This is a genomic window from Rothia sp. 27098_8_29 (genome assembly GCF_041432785.1).
GTDB lineage: Bacteria > Actinomycetota > Actinomycetes > Actinomycetales > Micrococcaceae > Rothia > Rothia mucilaginosa.
The window spans coordinates 1,296,432-1,313,025 of the sequence record NZ_JAPWAI010000001.1 but is presented as its reverse complement, the minus strand read 5'-3'; the positions used below and the strand labels follow the sequence as shown (position 1 = coordinate 1,313,025).

14 protein-coding genes and 1 rRNA gene are annotated in these 16,594 nt (G+C 61.1%); all 15 read left to right on the top strand.

What is annotated here, in order from left to right; translation table 11 throughout:
* Positions 1–7: 7 nt before the first annotated feature.
* The 15 genes from rrf to O3649_RS04990 all read left to right on the top strand — a co-directional run bounded on the left by rrf (position 8) and on the right by O3649_RS04990 (position 16,574).
* Positions 8–124 (top strand): 5S ribosomal RNA (rrf, locus tag O3649_RS05060).
* A 255-nt stretch (positions 125–379) separates the two neighbouring features.
* Positions 380–1,468 carry a hypothetical protein gene (locus tag O3649_RS05055; protein ID WP_371573051.1) on the top strand — a complete coding sequence of 363 codons (1,089 nt, stop codon included), beginning with the start codon at positions 380–382 and terminating at the stop codon, positions 1,466–1,468.
* Between the two features lie 188 nt (positions 1,469–1,656).
* Positions 1,657–2,694, top strand: coding sequence for an HAD-IIA family hydrolase (locus O3649_RS05050; RefSeq protein ID WP_371573048.1), 1,038 nt, complete (start codon positions 1,657–1,659; stop codon positions 2,692–2,694).
* Positions 2,687–2,854 (top strand): hypothetical protein, encoded by a 168-nt coding sequence (locus tag O3649_RS05045; RefSeq protein WP_005506658.1) that lies wholly within the window; start codon positions 2,687–2,689, stop codon positions 2,852–2,854. The genes O3649_RS05050 and O3649_RS05045 overlap by 8 nt, the downstream gene beginning before the upstream one ends.
* An 88-nt stretch (positions 2,855–2,942) precedes the next feature.
* Positions 2,943–3,671, top strand: a complete 729-nt coding sequence (locus O3649_RS05040; protein ID WP_303938072.1) for a TlyA family RNA methyltransferase — start codon at positions 2,943–2,945, stop codon at positions 3,669–3,671.
* Between the two features lie 254 nt (positions 3,672–3,925).
* Positions 3,926–4,936, top strand: coding sequence for an NAD kinase (locus tag O3649_RS05035; protein WP_083309158.1), 1,011 nt, complete (start codon positions 3,926–3,928; stop codon positions 4,934–4,936).
* A 19-nt stretch (positions 4,937–4,955) separates the two neighbouring features.
* A complete protein-coding gene (recN, locus tag O3649_RS05030; RefSeq protein WP_371573045.1) occupies positions 4,956–6,674 on the top strand; it encodes a DNA repair protein RecN in 1,719 nt (572 codons plus the stop codon).
* 351 nt (positions 6,675–7,025) lie between these two features.
* Positions 7,026–8,720, top strand: a complete 1,695-nt coding sequence (locus tag O3649_RS05025) for a CTP synthase (RefSeq protein WP_070635121.1) — start codon at positions 7,026–7,028, stop codon at positions 8,718–8,720.
* Positions 8,721–8,865: 145 nt separating this feature from the next.
* Positions 8,866–9,540, top strand: coding sequence for an NUDIX hydrolase (locus tag O3649_RS05020; protein ID WP_049340811.1), 675 nt, complete (start codon positions 8,866–8,868; stop codon positions 9,538–9,540).
* 93 nt (positions 9,541–9,633) lie between these two features.
* Complete coding sequence (locus O3649_RS05015) at positions 9,634–10,953, top strand: site-specific tyrosine recombinase XerD (RefSeq protein WP_371573042.1); 1,320 nt, start codon at positions 9,634–9,636, stop codon at positions 10,951–10,953.
* Positions 10,954–11,047: 94 nt separating this feature from the next.
* Positions 11,048–11,908 carry a ParA family protein gene (locus tag O3649_RS05010; protein WP_005506637.1) on the top strand — a complete coding sequence of 287 codons (861 nt, stop codon included), beginning with the start codon at positions 11,048–11,050 and terminating at the stop codon, positions 11,906–11,908.
* A gap of 192 nt (positions 11,909–12,100) precedes the next feature.
* The gene (locus O3649_RS05005) at positions 12,101–13,129 is read left to right on the top strand and encodes a ScpA family protein (protein ID WP_070629546.1); all 1,029 of its coding nucleotides are present in this window, start codon (positions 12,101–12,103) and stop codon (positions 13,127–13,129) included.
* Entirely contained in the window at positions 13,122–14,150 is a 1,029-nt protein-coding gene (gene scpB, locus O3649_RS05000; RefSeq protein ID WP_083309157.1) for an SMC-Scp complex subunit ScpB, read from the top strand. Before O3649_RS05005 ends, scpB begins: the two co-directional genes overlap by 8 nt.
* Positions 14,151–14,231: 81 nt before the next feature.
* On the top strand, positions 14,232–15,386 hold the full coding sequence (locus O3649_RS04995) for a pseudouridine synthase (protein WP_304192187.1): 1,155 nt from the start codon (positions 14,232–14,234) through the stop codon (positions 15,384–15,386).
* Between the two features lie 18 nt (positions 15,387–15,404).
* Positions 15,405–16,574 (top strand): prephenate dehydrogenase, encoded by a 1,170-nt coding sequence (locus tag O3649_RS04990; RefSeq protein WP_294646004.1) that lies wholly within the window; start codon positions 15,405–15,407, stop codon positions 16,572–16,574.
* The last annotated feature ends 20 nt before the right edge of the window (positions 16,575–16,594 follow it).

The window sequence follows — 16,594 nt, the reverse complement described above, 5'->3', positions numbered from 1 at the left end:
GTAGGTTTGCGGTGATTATAGCAAGAGGGAAACGCCTGGTTCCATTCCGAACCCAGAAGCTAAGACTCTTCGCGCCGATGGTACTGCACTTTTGTGGGTGTGGGAGAGTAGGTTATTGCCGCTTTATTATTCAATAGCCCCGGCTTCGCCGGGGCTATTTTTGTTTGGGGAGGCCCTAGGGCCTCCCCATTTGTCTTTAACATCCCATCAGTACGGGTGCACGGAAGGTGCTCTCTATACTAGAATGGTATGGCTTATGTTTAGGCATTAGCGGGTGTATCTAAAACACCCCTCATAGAGTTGATGCCTCAGGCAGCGGTTCGACCGAATCGACTGCATACCCTACCCGCCCAAGAGCGGATACCTTCCAAGGAGATTCATGTCTGAGACCCCCCGTCACGAGTCTAACGGCTCCGGCCCCCGCCAGCCCCGCAAGAACAGCGGAGGAAAGGACTTCCGCTCCAAGAAGGGCGGCAAGAACTTCGGTGGCAAGGGCGGTTTCAAGCGTAACGACCGCGGAGGCAAGAAGTTCGACGGCCGTCGCTCCGACTCCCGATCCAAGGCACCTCGCTCCAACGGTCCCGAGGCAGAAGCACCTCGCGAAGAAGTACGCAGTATCGGTGGCCGTGCAGGCTACCGCCCCGCAAAGCCCAAGGCGCCGGAAATCGACGACGACATCACCGGTCGCGAGCTGGACGGTGCTACCTTCCGTCAGCTGCGCGCCCTGGAACCGCGCAACGCAGAAACCGTCGCAAAGCACCTCGCCATGGCTGGTCGCTACCTCGACATCGACCCCGAATTCGCGCTGGAACACGCCGTTGCCGCATCCCGCAGTGCAGGCCGTATTGCCGCAGTACGTGAAGCCGTTGGCGTCGCCGCATACGTGGCAGAAGACTTCGAACTGGCACTGCGCGAACTGCGCACCCACCGCCGTATCAGCGGCTCCGTAGACCACCTGGCACTGCTGGTGGACTGCGAACGTGCGCTCGGCCGTCTGCCCAAGGCAATGGAAATGATTGCAGAGTTCAAGAAGGAAGAACTGCCCGCCAACGTGCGCGTGGAGCTCGCCATCGTTGAATCCGGCATCCTTAGCGATCAGGGCAAGAAGTCTGAGGCTGTCGTAGCACTGCAGATTCCTCAGCTGAACCCCAAGCGCGCCTTCGAGTACAGCCCCCGCCTGTTCAGCGCATACTCCGACGCGCTGGCTAACGCAGGCCGTAACCAGGAAGCAGAACGCTGGGCACGCCTCGCATTCATGGCAGAAGCAGCACTGGGCCAGGGCAATTTCGCAGAACCCGAAATCTTCGACATGTTCGGTGAAGCTGGCCTCTTCGAGCAGGAAGAGAAGTCTGTAGAACTCACTGAGACCGCAGAAGAAGCTGAAGAAACCGCAGAAGAGGAAGTAGCTGAGGACGAGAAGACCGAAGCGCCCAAGACTGAAGAAGCAGAAGAAACCTCCGCAGAATAAGACTGCAGAGAATCTAAGAATTCTAAATACGTGACCTAAGTGTCAGCGTGAAACCGCTGGACGCCACACCCAAGCAGGGGAGAGCGTCCAGCGGTTTTCCATATAATCACCCGAAGGCACCAACGCTAGAGTGTCTAACAGGTACGATTAATAGCGACAACCGCCAGAGACCCCGAGAGGAACACTCTATGACCACGAATGCACTTCTATCCCGATACGATGCCCTCCTCTCCGATCTGGACGGCGTGGTCTACGCGGGTCCCTTCGCCATCGAAGGCGCACCCGAAGCGCTCAACCGTGCCGAAGAAGAACTCAACGTACCGGTCATCTTTGTCACCAACAACGCATCGCGCTCCGTAGAATCCGTAGCAGAGCACCTGCGTGAACTGGGCGTGCACACCCGAGCAGAACGAGTCGTCAGCTCCGCACAGGCAGGCGCCGCGCTGCTCGCACAGCACGTACCCGCAGGCTCCAAAGTACTCATCACCGGCACCGAAGCACTCGCCGACTGCGTGCGTGACGCAGGTCTGGAACCCGTACGTACCGAAGCAGAAGGCCCCGTAGCCCTCATCCAGGGCTTCAACCCGAAGATGGGTTGGGAAGACCTCGCAGAAGCCGCCTACACCCTCGCAAATCCCGATGTGCTGTGGGTCGCAACCAACACCGACCAGACCATCCCCAAGGAGCGCGGTCAGGCGCCCGGCAACGGAACTCTCGTTGCTGCCGTAGCAACCGCCTCACGCCGTACCCCGCTTGTTGCGGGCAAGCCCGAAGCGCCCATCTTCCACACTGCAGCAAAGGCCGTGAACTCCAGCCGCCCCGTCATCGTGGGTGACCGCCTGGACACCGACATTCTCGGCGCCAACAACGCAAAGATGGACGGCGCCCTCGTCCTCACCGGCGTACAGACCTACCAGGACGTCATCGAGGCCGTGCCGAACCAGCGTCCGACCTATATTCTGCGCACCCTCGAGGACTTCTTCGCACCCTACCCCGAAATTGAGGTGCTCTACGAAGGCTACGAAGTCACCGCAACCGGCCCCACCTGGCAGGCACGAGTCCGCGGCGAAAACCTGAGCCTGACCGGCCCCGAGATTGAAGATGCCGAAGCATTCGCGGGTAGCGAGAGCGAAGCCGAAGCATGGCGCGTAGCCTGCGCGGCATGGTGGGCGGCAAACCCCGAACAGGGCGCACGCCCCAACATCCAGGGGATTCCCGGTGCCTAAAGAACCGGAGACTAACAGCACGGCAGAGGAAACCGCTGAGCTTGACGCCGAATTCGAGCGCCAACTCGCGGCGACCCTCGCCATGGACCCCGTAGAGCGCGTCAAGCGCCTCGAAACGATGAGCGAGCAACTGGAGAAGGACCTCGAAAACCTCTCCTAGTTCGCGGAGGTGCCCCCTCAGACCAGCAATGCTCTGAGGGGGTACTAGATAACCCGTCACCAGACGAGAGAAAGAAGATAAGGACACTGTGCGCCTCGATAAATACCTGGTCGAAGCCGGATTCGTGAGCTCCCGAACCCTCGCCGCAAAACTCATCGCGGCAAGAGACGTGCAAGTCAACGGCAAAGTTGCGCGCAAAGCGTCCATGCTCGTGGGCCCGGAGGATACCCTCTACGTGCGCCAGAGCGAGCTGACCGAATACGTCAGCCGCGCAGGGCACAAGCTCGCCGGTGCCCTCGACGCGTTCCCCGAAATCGAGGTAGAAGGCAAACGTTGCCTGGACGCGGGAGCATCCACCGGAGGCTTTACCGACGTGCTGCTTCGTCGAGGAGCCGCCCACGTAGCCGCCGTTGACGTAGGACACGGGCAGCTCGTGGACACGCTACGCGAAGAACCGCGAGTCGGCGTGTACGAAGGGCTCAACGTTCGCTACATGAAGCCCGAAGATATTGGTGGGCAGGTCGAACTGACGGTTTCTGACCTCTCGTTCATCTCACTGACCCTGGTCATGGAGGCCCTAGCGAACGCCACTGAAACCGGCGGCGACCTGGTGCTCATGGTCAAGCCGCAGTTCGAGGTCGGCAAGCACCGCATCGGACGCGGAGGAGTGGTGCACGAAGAATCTGCCCGCCGTGAAGCAGTGGAAAAAGTTCAGGCATCTGCGGTCAGCCACGGATTGCGCGTGATGGGTATGGAACCCAGCCCGCTCCCCGGACAGGATGGCAACGTAGAGTACTTCCTCTGGTGCCGAAAATAAATATAGTGTCGAAAATAAATAGTGCTAAGGCAGTCTGAGAAAACCGCTCGATAACGCAGGACGCGTTGAAGGCGGGGCTTTCTCAGGCTGCCGCGCTATTCGCAGGTATTTTTACAGGTATTTTAGAGATACCCCAGCTGTACGTTATTCGAAATAATTTTCTAAAAATATAGCTATTTAGAAAATCTTCGAGAACATATTCGGTATGATAGGTGTAGATACACCATCTCAACACCCGATGGGAGAGAGTCGTTATGGCAAAACAGGAAAGTCGTGTAACGCGAGATTTTGACCTCTCGCAGTTGCCCACAATTAGCGCGCGCCATGATTCCGAAGACTCGGTAGGGCAGCGTCACCGTAAGATTCTCGTCTTCGCCCACGTGGGGCGCAAAGAAGCACGAGATGCCGCCCGACAGGCATGCACCCAGCTCTACGAAGCGGGACTCGCACCCGTCATGACTCGCTCCGATCTGGAGACCTTGAGCGAAAACTGGGACGAGCCCGTCCCCGTGCAGGTCGTCCACGAATCTGTAGCGCTCATCGATATTGAACTCGGCGTGGTGCTCGGCGGTGACGGTTCGATTCTTCGCGCCGCAGAAATGGTACGCCGAACCAGCGTCCCGCTCATCGGTGTGAACCTGGGACACGTCGGATTCCTCGCAGAATCCGAAGAGAGCGACCTGACCGAAACCGTTCGCTGCATCGTCAACAACGAATACACCGTTGAAGAACGCATGGCAATCGACGTGGAAGTCTGGAACGACGGCAAACGCGTGCACAGCGACTGGGCGCTGAACGAAGCCAGTGTCGAAAAGGGTAACCGCGAAAAAATGATTGAGGTCATTATCGAGGTGGACTGCCGCCCGCTCAGCAGCTTCGGATGCGACGGCGTGGTCATGGGAACCCCCACCGGCTCGACCGCCTACGCTTTCTCCGGCGGTGGCCCGGTCGTCTGGCCCGAAGTTGAAGCAATTCTCATGGTGCCGCTCTCGGCTCACGCGCTCTTCGCGCGCCCGCTGGTAGCAGCGCCAACCTCCACCCTGGCGGTAGAAATGATGCCCGGAAACGGCGCCTCCGGCGTGCTCTGGTGTGATGGCCGTCGAACCGTAGAGCTGGACCCCGGCTCCCGTATTGAGGTGCGACGCTCCGAAAAGTCGGTGCTGCTCGCCCGTATCCACCCGGCTCCCTTCTCTGAGCGACTGGTGCGTAAATTTGAGCTTCCGATCCGTGGTTGGCGCGGCCCGCAGGACACCGAGAAGCACTAATGAAAAGGAATGAACGTTCGTGATTGAGGAAATCCATATTCGAGACCTCGGCATCATCACCGATGCGAGGCTCCCCCTCGAACCCGGATTCTCCGTGCTGACCGGTGAAACCGGCGCAGGTAAAACCATGGTCGTCACCGCCCTCGGCATGCTCCTGGGCGCCCGATCCGACGCATCCAGCGTGCGCAACGGCGCCAAGAGCGCCCTCGCCGAAGCAGTGATTCGCCTGCCCCACGGGCACCGCGCCCTCGAGCTTGCCGAAGAAGCCGGCGGTACCTCCGAAGACATCGACGAACAGACCTCCGAGCTGCTTCTGGCACGCACAGTCAACGCCTCGGGACGCTCCCGTGCCCACGTCGGCGGTTGCTCCGCACCCATCGGGACCCTGTCTCAGATTGGTCAGACTCTTGTTGCAGTCCACGGCCAGTCCGATCAGCTGCGCCTCAAATCAGCGGCAGAGCAGCGCCAGTCCCTCGACCTGTACGCCGGTGAAGAGCTCGCCAACCTGCTGGAGAAGTACCGCGAAAACTACGAACGATACCGCGCCGCCGCCGCAGAGCTGAAGGAAGTACGCGAAAACTCGCGCGCACGAGCCCTCGAAGCGCAGACCCTGCAGGGTGCCCTCGAAGAAATCAGTGCCGTCAACCCGCAGGCCGGGGAAGAAGAAGAGCTCAAAGCCGAAATGGTGAAGCTCATGAACGTTGAAGCGCTACGCATTGCGTCGGCAACCGCCTCCGCAGCGCTCAGCGGTAGCGAATACTCAGCCGGCGACGAACAGAGCGTCATGAGCCTGCTCGATGCAAGCCGCTCCGCGCTACAGGCACAGGCAGACGCTGACGAAGAACTTGCCTCCCTCGCCGCGCGCGTCAACGAACTGTTGATTCTTGCCACCGATATCTCCTCGGATCTGTCCTCCTACATGGCCTCCCTGGATGTTGAAGGCCCCGAACGTCTGGCGCAGGTGCAGACTCGCCGCGCCCAGCTGGCGACCCTCACCCGCAAGTACGGTGCCGACATAGCAGAGGTCCTCGAATGGGCCGAAGAATCACGCGCACGCCTCGAGACCCTGGTGGATGACCCGCAGCGACAGGAAACCCTGGAAACCGAGCTGGTACAGCTACGCAAGGTGCTTGGCGCCCAGGCAGAAGAGCTGACCGCCCTGCGCCGTGCCGCCGCACAGAAACTGGCGGACGCCGTCAGCGAAGAGCTCACTGCTCTTGCCATGCCGAACGCCTCCCTGGTCGTGGAAGTTGCCGAAGCCGAAAAGTTCTCGGTACACGGCCGAGACACCGTGACCTTCATGCTGGCGCCGCATCGAACCGCCGTGCCGCGCCCGCTCGGTAAGGGCGCCTCCGGCGGTGAGCTCTCCCGCGTGATGCTCGCCCTGGAGGTAGTGCTTGCCGAAGTGGACCCCGTACCCACCTTCATCTTCGACGAGGTGGACTCCGGAGTGGGCGGTAAGGCAGCTATCGAAATCGGTCGCCGCCTCGCCATGCTCGCCCGACACGTGCAGGTTCTGGTGGTCACCCACCTGCCGCAGGTTGCAGCCTTCGCGGACCAGCACATCCTCGTGCTGAAAAACGATGACGCGTCCCTCTCAAAGGTCAAGGTACTTTCCGAAGAGGAACGCGTGGTGGAACTGGCGCGAATGCTCTCCGGGCACGATCAATCAGAATCGGCGCGAGAGCATGCCCGAGAGCTACTGGCAGCCGGTCGAGAAGTGCCGCAGGGGCGCTGAAACTGACGGCAAGCCGGCGGCAAACCGGCAGAGAAAAGTATGAGGAAAGTGCTGGCAAAAGCGCCGAAAGGTGGCATCTTTCGCACCAAAGACCATCAAAGGGGCTGAAGTGTGCGAGCGTGCCTCAGAAAGTTGCCAGTACAGCCCGCGCCGGTGACCAATAGCGGTGCATGGATCCCAGAGGATGTGAGATACTCTGTGAATGCTCCTAGACCTGCTTCTACACGGCGCGGCGGGAATAATAAATCCCCAGCTCCGTTTACAGTGGTGATAAGGACAAATAGGGGAGGGAAAGCCGCCTGAGAGAATCCTCTCGCGGCAAAACCCTCTGCTTGGATAGCAGACAAGAAAATGGTAGGCTTGAATTCCGTGGTGAATGAAAAAAATAACGCTCTGAACGCGTCCTCTAACGACAAGGTAACCCGCCAGATTTTCGTGACCGGCGGCGTTGCATCTTCTCTCGGTAAGGGCCTGTCGGCCTCTTCCCTCGGTCAGCTTCTTCGCGCACGTGGCCTCTCTGTGACCATGCAGAAGTTCGACCCCTACCTGAACGTCGACCCCGGTACGATGAACCCTTTCCAGCACGGTGAAGTCTTTGTCACTGACGACGGTGCTGAAACCGACCTCGACATCGGACACTACGAGCGCTTCCTGGACGAAAACCTCGACCAGTCCGCTAACGTGACCACCGGTCAGGTCTACTCCTCCGTCATCGCAAAGGAACGCCGCGGCGAATACCTCGGCGACACCGTCCAGGTCATCCCTCACATTACCGACGAAATCAAGGCCCGCATGCGTCACGCAGCGGAAATTGACAACGCACCCGACATCATCATCACCGAAATCGGTGGTACCGTCGGCGATATCGAGTCCCTGCCCTTCATGGAAGCAGCACGCCAGGTACGCCGCGATGTTGGCCGCAAGAACGTCTTCTTCCTGCACGTCTCCCTGGTGCCCTTCATCGGCCCCTCCGGCGAGCTCAAGACCAAGCCGACCCAGCACTCCGTCGCAGCACTGCGCGGCCTGGGCATCCAGCCTGACGGTCTGATCCTGCGCTGTGAGCGTGAGGTCCCCGTATCGCACCGTACCAAGATTGGTAACGCATGCGACGTGGACAGCGACGCAGTCATCTCCTGCGCCGACGCACCCAGCATCTACGACATCCCCAAGACCCTGCACAGCCAGAAGCTCGACGACTACATCCTCGACTACTTCGGCATTGAGGCTCCCGCACCGGACTTCACCCAGTGGGACCGCCTGCTCGACGCAGTGCACCGCCCCGCAGCAGAGGTCAACGTTGGCCTGGTCGGTAAGTACATCGACCTGCCCGACGCATACCTGTCCGTCTCCGAGGCTCTGCGCGCCGGCGGCTTCGCAAACAACGTGAAGGTCAACATCAAGTGGGTTGCAGCCGACCTGTGCGCAACCGACGAAGATGCAGACCACCAGCTGCGCAACATGGACGCAATCCTCGTGCCCGGCGGCTTCGGCATCCGCGGCCTGGACGGCAAGATCGGCGCCCTCAAGTACGCACGCGAGCACAAGATCCCGACCCTGGGCATCTGCCTCGGCCTGCAGTCCATGGTCATTGAGTACGCACGCAACGTACTGGGCCTGTCCGAAGCATCCTCCACCGAGTTCGACCCGGAAACCTCCGTACCGGTCATCGCAACCATCGAAGAGCAGAAGCAGTTCGTCGAAGGTGCAGGCGACCTGGGCGGCACCATGCGCCTGGGCCTGTACGAGGCAAACCTTGTTCCCGGCTCTCAGGTTGCTAAGGCGTACGGTGCAACCGAGGTTGCAGAGCGTCACCGCCACCGCTACGAGGTGAACAACGAGTACCGCGAGCAGCTTGAAGAAGCAGGCCTGCGCATCTCCGGTACCTCCCCGGACTCCTCGCTGGTCGAGTACGTGGAACTGCCCGCAGAGGCACACCCCTACTACGTGGCAACTCAGGCACACCCCGAGTACCGCTCGCGTCCGACCCGCCCGCACCCGCTCTTCTCCGGCCTGATTAAGGCTGCTCTGGAGCGCCGCGGCGCCTAACATCTAGGCACAAACGTTCAGCATCCCGCTCACCCCGCGCAGGGGAGAGCGGGATGCTTTCGTTTAAACCTGAACGTGCCTTATTCCGTGCCCCTACCTGACGCGCCAAACGTAGCGGGACTAAGAAGCCGCCTACAATGAAAGAATGAGCAACAACCAGCAGATTATTGATGCACCCTCCGAACGCACCATCCGCACCCGCACCGTGAAGTACAGCGGCTACGTGATCGAAACGACCGTTGAAGAGTACGAACTCAACAAAAACACCGTGCTGACCCGCGACGTCGTGGAAATGCCCGGCGCCGTCGCTGTGGCGGTCCTCAACGACAACAACGAACTGCTGATGCTTAACCAGTACCGCCACCCGGTGCGCATGAACCTCTGGGAAGTACCCGCCGGACTGCTCGACATCGACGGTGAAGACCCCCTGGTCGCCGCGCAGCGCGAACTCGCCGAAGAGGCAGACCTGCAGGCAGACACCTGGAACGCTCTGACCGACTACTTCAGCAGCCCCGGCGCAACCAGCGAAGCAGGCCGCGTCTACCTGGCGCGTAATCTCTCGGAACTGCCCGCTGAAGAACGTAGCGAACGCACCGAAGAAGAAGCCGAAATGACCTACCGCTGGGTGCCCCTCGCAGAGGCAGTGCAGCTGGTGCTGGGCGGAAAGGTTCATAACGCGCTCGCTATCCAGGCGGTACTCGCCACCTACGCGGCTGCGCAGAACAACTTTGAAGGCCTGCGCCCCGCCGAGGGTGGCTGGGAGTTCCACCCCTACATGGGACAGCGCCGCGAAAAGCCGGAGAACTTCCGCAACCACTAAGAACGGAACAGGGGGACGGGGGAGTAGCCTCGCCTACGGCAAGCCCAAATATCAAGAGGCCCAAACATCAACAGAACCGACAGAGGAGATAGCGTGAAGCAGGCTAAAAGCACGGTGAGCAAGGCGCCCCGCGGCGCGGGTCTGCTCGGCGTAACCTCTTCTGCCGGTTCCTCCGTGCTGGGTTCTTCTGCTCTGGATTCTTCTAGCCTGGGTGCTTCCCACCAGGAGGCACAGACCCCGCTCCAGAAAGCCGTTGACCAGTACCTCATCCACCTGCGCGTGGAACGAGGAAGCAGCGAACACACCATTGCCTCCTACGCGCGCGATTTGCGACGATACAGCACCTACATGGCGACCCTCGGCGTCATCGACCCCGAACGCATCACCACCGCGCAGGTGCGCTCCTTCATGCGGGAACTCGCCGCCCCCACCGTGCCCCTTGCCGGATTTGAAGCGGGGGAGAAGAACAACCAGAACGCGCAGGAATCTCAGGAAGCGCAGGAAGAAGCCGCAGAATCGCTGGCACTGATGATCGCCTCCGAATCGGGGCGAGGTACTGGAAACGGGCGCGCTGGAAAAGGTCATGCCGGGCAGCCGGAGAAAGCTGGGGCACCAGAAAAAGAAACGCCAACCGCTGAAGGGGCACCGAACCTGCCCCTGCCGCTGGGCCCGAACTCCATCGCCCGCACCATGGCGGCAGTCCGCGGAGCACACGCCTTCTGGGTCTCCGCGCTCATCGTGCCCACCGACCCGGCGGCACCGGTCACCCCGCCAAAGAACGTTAAACGCCTACCCAAAGCAGTCAGCGTAGAAGACATCCAGCGGCTACTCGCCGTACCCGACCGCGAAACCGCCACCGGGCTACGCAATCGAGCCATCCTCGAATTCCTCTACGCCACCGGCGCGCGCGTGAGCGAAATGCTCAACGCCGATATTGACGACGTGCACTTCGAAGGAACCCTCACCGATGAAGACGGCAACCAGATTACTTTGCCCGGCTACGTTCGACTCTTCGGTAAGGGAAACAAAGAACGGCTCGTACCCATCGGAAGCTACGCCCAAAAAGCAATCCAAGACTACCTGGTGCGTGCCCGCCCCTCCTTCGTAGCGCACGGTAAAGGCACCGCCGCGCTCTTCGTCAACGGACGAGGCAGCAGACTCGGACGCCAAGGCGCCTGGCTCATCCTCAAAGAAGCCGCCGAAGCCGCCGGGCTCAGCTCTGACTTCTCGCCGCACTCCATGCGCCATAGCTTCGCAACGCACCTGCTGCAGGGCGGTGCCGATATTCGCGTGGTGCAAGAACTGCTCGGGCACGCCTCCATCGCCACCACTCAGGTGTACACCAAGGTCACGCCCGAGGGGCTCATGGAGGTGTACCGCATGGCGCATCCGCGTGCCCACGAACGGGGATAAAACCCCGTCAATCCGCGGAACAGCCGCTCTTGAGGTAACCTTATAGACAACGCTTAAACTTTAAAACTTCGAATTCATTGATGAAGGTGAACCATTGACTGAAGCTCAGGCTCAAGAACTCGGCCCCACCGGTCGACCCCTGCGCGTATACCCCGACCCGGCTCCGCTGAGCAGCCACGGTCCCGCCCGCATTATCTCTATGGTGAATCAGAAGGGCGGCGTGGGTAAGACCACCTCCACCATTAACCTGGGCGCGGCGCTGGCAGAATGCGGCCGTAAGGTGCTGCTGGTCGACTTCGACCCGCAGGGTGCTCTCTCCGCCGGTTTCGGTGCGAACCCGCACGAACTGGACCTGACCGTCTACAACGTCATGATGGACCGCAAGGTCGACATCAAGGACGTCATCCTGCCTACCGGCGTGGAGAACATCGACCTGCTGCCCGCCAACATTGACCTCTCCGCAGCTGAAGTCCAGCTGGTCAACGAAGTGGCTCGCGAGCAGGTTCTCGCCTCGGCACTGCGCAAGGTCCGCGACGAATACGACGTCATCCTCATCGACTGCCAGCCCTCCCTGGGCCTGCTGACCGTCAATGCACTGACCGCTTCCGAAGGGGTCATCATTCCGCTGATTTGTGAGTTCTTCGCGCTGCGCGCCGTCGCACTGCTGGTCGACTCCATCGAGAAGGTTCAGGACCGCCTGAACCCCGACCTCGAAATCTCCGGCGTACTTGCCACCATGTTCGATGCGCGCACCATCCACTCCAAGGAAGTTCTGGCGCGCATCGTGGACGCATTCGGCGACAAGGTTTTCGACACCGTCATCAAGCGCACCGTGAAGTTCCCGGACGCGTCGGTGTCCGCTGAGCCGATTCTCAGCTACGCCTCCAGCCACCCCGGCGCGGAAGCATACCGCCAGGTGGCACGCGAACTGATCTACAAGGGCGGCGCACGCTAAAGCCCCACATCTATACGCCCTCTGCTGAGGTGACTCTCACCCTTGAGTCACACCGGCAGAGGGCGTATAATTGTGTGGATTCTAAAGACCCCCGCACACTGCTTACGCCGAAAAAATAGGCGAAGCAGAAGCCGCATCTGAGACGGCACCAACAAAGCCGGGGAGAATAAACCTAAGGAGAATAGGTCGTTTATGACCACGAACGTCGCTGCCGTGAGGGTACCGACACCGAACGCAGACACCGCCGCGAACGCCCGGACTGAGGGCCGCGGCCTGCAGAACCCGGAACGCGGTTTCACCCTCACCCTCAGTAATTTTGAGGGTCCCTTTGATCTTCTACTGACCCTGATTTCGCGCCGTAAACTCGACATTACCGAGGTGGCGCTCGCAGAGGTCACCGACGAGTTCCTCGCATACCTGCACGCCCTCTACGCTGAAGGCACCGAACGTGCACTCGACGAAGCCAGCGAATTTCTGGTCACCGCCGCAACCCTGCTGGAACTCAAAACCGCACGCCTGCTCCCGCAGCATCGTGAACCCCTCGAAGAGGACGTTGCACTGCTGGAGGCACGCGACCTGCTTTTCGCCCGTCTGCTACAATACCGCGCTTACCGTGAAGTTGCCGATATTTTTGCTGAACGCTGGGCGCAAGAAGCACAACGTTTTCCTCGTGCGGTAGCCCTCGAAGAACGATTCGCCCAGGCACTTCCCGAGCTGGTTTTCACCGGAGGCGCCGAAGAGTTCGCCCGCATCGCCGCAGCAGCGCTGAGCCGAACCCCCAAAGAGCCCGAACCGGAACCCGAAGAAATCGTTGAAGAACTCAACGAGCACCTGCACGTTCCGCTAACCACCATCGCGGCTGAAGAACACTACATTTTGCACAGCCTGCTCGATACCGCGGCGCGGGAACTGAGCTTCGCCGAACTGGTTCAAGGATCCGGCGAACTAGAAATCGCGGTGGTTCGTTTTCTCGCCCTGCTTGAGCTCTACAAAGAAGGTGCCCTGCACGTGGAACAGGACGCACCGCTCGGAGCTATTCGGGTACGTGCGAGCGCGAGCGCGGCACAGTTCGTGATCCGTGAAGAAACTGCAGACACCGCAGGCACACAGGATGCGCACGAAACCAGCGAAGCACCTGAACCACCAGAATCACCCCAAGTGAACGAATCTGCGAACGAATCTGAAGCTAACACGGGATCGGTAGAGGAGGATTATGAGTAATCATGGCTCACGCTTTGACCGTGAATTCACCCCCGACGACCTTGCGATCGTGAACATGGGCTACTGGGATCCGAACGCAGACGAGGATTCGGAACAGGCTGACTCGGTGCCGGTAGAGGCGGTAGAGTCTGAAATCTCGAAGCCTGCTGAGGCGGACGCTGAGCCGGCTGAGCACGAGGTAGCGGCCGCTCCTCTGGATGAGGTGACCGAAGAAGCTGAGGAGGCTGAAGCCGCCGAAACGGTAGAGGACTCCGATGGTTCCGACATTTCCGACGGCTCCGAGGAATCGCAGGAAACTGCATCCCGCGAGTCGAAGGAACCGGCAACGAAATCGGCAGCGAAATCGGCAAAGATTCCGGCGGGAGGCCCCTCCACCGCACCCAGCGTGGCGGTCGATGCCGAAGCCGAATTTTCCAAGGTCGAGGCAATCCCCGGTGGCATCAAAAGCGCCATTGAAGCGATCCTCGCCGTTGCCGAAGCGCCCGTGAGCGTGCGTGAACTCTCCGCCGCTCTCATCGTCAGCGAACGCGCTGTTGAGCACGCGCTCGACCAGCTGTACCGCGAGTACAACGGCGAAGAAAGCGGCTACGGAGAAGACGAAAACCGGGTAGCGCCCGAACCGCGCGGATTCCAGCTGCGGAACATCGCAGGAGGCTGGAAGCTCTACGCCCGCGACGACTTCGCCCCCTGGGTGGCACGCTTCGTGACCCGCTCCAAGAGCGCGACGCTGAGCAAGCCCGCCTACGAGACGCTCGCTGTGATTGCCTACCAGCAGCCGGTGACCAGGGCGAGGGTAGCCTCCATCCGTGGCGTGAATGCGGACGCGGCAATCCGCCAGCTGCTGCAACGGCAGCTGATTCGTGAGGCGGGTCGAGAAGCCGGAAGTGGCGCGACCCTCTACGAAACCACGGAGCTGCTGCTGGCGAAGCTCGGGTTGAACTCCCTGGAGGAGTTGCCGGCGCTCGCGCCCTTCCTGCCCGATGACACGGAAGCTGCAGTGCTTGCCGAGGGCAACGACTAAGACAACGAATCAATAAGACGAACGAACGTTCTGGAAAAGCCTGAAACGTTCGCACTATACGACAGAAAAGAGAAGAACACCATGGCATATGGAAACTCCTCCCGCGGCGGCCGCTCTGCATCCGGTCGCCCCCAGAACTCCCGCGGTGGCCGTCCCGGCGCTGCTCGTCCCGGTCAGGGCGGTAAGCCCGGCGCTAAGGGCGCATCCGCACGCGGCGGTCGTCCCGGCGCACCGAAGAGCGGCGCAGGCAAGGGCGGCGCAAAGGGCTTCGGCGAGAAGAAGTTCGGTGACAAGAAGTTTGGCGAGAAGAAGTTCGGCGCAGGCCGCGCAGGTCGAGGCCGCGGCACCGAACTGCCCAAGCGCGAACGCCGCGCACCGGGCCGCCCCTACCGCTCCGGCGAAGCCTTCGCAAACGAGCGCGGCGAATACCGCGTCAGCAACTACGCTGGCCCGCACCGCCCCCGCCGCCCCCGCAACGCCCCGGTAGACCACTACGAGTTCTACGACCACGACGGCGTGCGCCTGCAGAAGCTGCTGGCTCAGGCCGGTGTGGCATCCCGCCGCGTCTGCGAAGAAATGATTACCGAAGGCCGCGTTACCGTCAACGGTGAAGTCGTGACCGAGCTGGGTGTGCGCGTGGACCCCTCCAAGGTAACCGTGCAGGTGGACGGCATGACCGTTCAGACCAACGACAAGCTCGTCTACATGGCATTCAACAAGCCCGCCGGCGTGGTCTCCACCATGGAAGACCCCGAAGGTCGCCCCTGCATCTCTGACTTCCTGCGTTCCTCCATGAGCGAGCGCGTGTTCCACGTGGGCCGCCTGGACGTCGAAACTGAGGGTCTGCTGCTGCTGACCAACGACGGTGAACTGGCGAACCGCCTCACCCACCCCTCCTACGAGGTGCCCAAGACCTACCTGGTGCAGGTTCCCGGCCCGATGGAGCCCGGCGTCGGCGCAGCCATGAAGAAGGGCATTCGCCTGGAAGACGGTGTGACCCGCGTGGACGAGTTCAAGCTGGTGGACTCCACCCCCGGCCACGTGCTCGTTGAAGTGACCATCCACTCCGGTAAGAACCGTATCGTGCGCCGCCTCTTCGACGCCGTCGGCTACCCGGTCGAGCGCTTGGTCCGCGTTGAAATGGGCCCGATCCGTATCGGTTCGCAGAAGCAGGGTACCGTCCGTAACCTCTCCAAGGTCGAGATCGGTCACCTGCTCGCTTCGGTGGACATGTAATAACGCTAAGGAGTTGTCATGAGCTCGCCCGCTGAGCTTTCCGCATCTGAGCTGCCCATGGACTCAACGCTGACCGGGCCGGTGCTCATTATCGGCTCGGGTCTGCTGGGTGCCTCTATTGGTTTGGGGTTGCGTGCGGCAGGATGCGAGGACGTGTACGTCCAAGATATTTCACCCACCGCCGAGGCTGTGGCGCAGGATATCGGTGCCGGTACAAGTTTCTCCACTCTGTCGGAGGAGGAGCGCACCGCCTTCGCCCCGCAGCTGGTGGTGGTGGCTGCGCCTCCGGATAGTGCCGGTGCCGTGTGCGCTCGCGCGTTGAACACCTATGCGCCTCGACCGGAGGCGGGCTACCCCGGCGCCGTGGTGACGGATGTTGCCTCGGTGAAGGTGCAGCCGCTGGCTGATGTGCTTGCCTCGGGTGCGGATGCGTCCCGTTACGTGGGTTCGCATCCGATGGCTGGACGTGAGAAGTCTGGCCCGGTGGCTGCTCGCGGTGAGCTGTTCCAGGCGCGTCCGTGGATCATCTGCGAGCACAATTCGGTTCGCCCCGAGTGTGTGCGTCTGGTGCGTTCTGTGGCGGTGGAGCTGGGCGCGATTGTGACTTCTCTGGGCGTTGAGGAGCATGATCAGACGGTTGCCCTGATTTCTCATGTGCCGCAGGCGATGAGCTCGCTGTTGGCTTCGCGTCTGCAGGACACTCCGCTGTATGCGCTGTCTTTGGCGGGTCAGGGTTTGCGCGATACGGTGCGTATTGCGGCTTCGGACCCGACGCTGTGGGTGCAGATTTTTGCGGCGAACGCTGACCCGATTGTGAAGACCCTCTACGGGGTGCGTGATGACCTGAACCGCCTCATCGCAACGCTGGAGAACCCGACGGCATCCGGCGCTCGCCTGGATTTGGCGCAGCTGATGAGCGAAGGCAACGCGGGCGTGAGCCGTATTCCGGGTAAGCACGGTACTGCCCCCGCCGCGTTCGCAAAGATGACGGTGCTGGTGGACGACACCCCCGGCACGCTGGCTCGTTTGCTTGCCGAGATTGGTGAGTTGGGTGCGAACCTTGAGGATTTGCGTCTGGAGCACTCGACGGGTGCCCCGGTGGGTATGGCTGAAATCTCGGTCAATCCGTCTATTCATGAGGCGCTGGTCCGCGATTTGTCGGCTCGCGGTTGGCGTGTTGTGAAGTAGAGTTAAAGCTGTATTTTCCG